At 70.3% G+C, this 822-nt stretch carries 1 protein-coding gene and 1 tRNA gene; both read left to right on the top strand.

Features of this window, described 5'->3' with window-relative positions; genetic code table 11:
* The first annotated feature begins 169 nt into the window (after positions 1–169).
* Positions 170–243 (top strand) — tRNA-Gly (locus tag ACY5KJ_RS19355).
* A gap of 160 nt (positions 244–403) precedes the next feature.
* Positions 404–822 (top strand): PIG-L deacetylase family protein (locus ACY5KJ_RS19350; RefSeq protein WP_462204035.1); only part of this gene is annotated, 419 nt, incomplete at its 3' end.

Raw genomic sequence — 822 nt, 5'->3', positions numbered from 1 at the left:
CGTCGGTGCCGGCTCAGCCACCAGCTTCGGCATCGCCCCGGCCAGCGATCGTATCGGTCCTACCGGCCCAAGCGGTTCCGTCAACAGCATCGACGGCTGACTCCGGACGCGCCGGACGGCCCGGGGCCCCACCCGACCCGGTCCGTCCAGTACGATGCGAATGCGCTACGCGGGCGTAGTTCAGAGGCAGAACACGAGCTTCCCAAGCTTGCAACGCGGGTTCGATTCCCGTCGCCCGCTCCACTCTGGGTGGGTTGTGTCCGCGCGGGGGCGGACCTTGTCGTTCCGCCATGCCTCCCGGGGGGGCCGAGCCCGGCGAAGAGCTGCTCTGCGCCCATCGGCGTCTCGTGGACGAACATGGCGAGGACCTGCGGGAACACCACCCGAGGGCGGAATGTCGGTGGTGGTCGCTACAGTGAGCGCGGCCACGGCGTCGATCTCGGATCGTGTCCGCTGGCCGGTGTTCGCCGCCGTACGGGAGGTCGACGGGATGAACGTGGCGAAGGCGGTCCGGTGGGTGATCCCGGGTGATCCAGAGACGGTGCGTGACCGGGTGATGGTGCCGGCGCGGTCGCTGTGGCGCCGGGCCTGGACCCGGCGCGGCATCGATATCACCTCGTCCATGACGACGAGGTCGTGTCTCGTCGTCGCACCACACCCCGACGACGAGACGCTGGGCTGCGCGGTGGCCATCATGCGTAAGCGGGCCGCAGGCACCCCGGTCACGGTGGTGATTGTCAGCGACGGCTCCCGCGCGGAGCCGGTGACGCTCCCGCCAGCGGAGTTGATCGAGGTGCGCAAGGCGGAGACCCGCCGGGCCTG

It is taken from the genome of Frankia sp. CcWB3, assembly GCF_977927595.1.
This window is presented reverse-complemented; position numbering and strand designations above follow the sequence as displayed.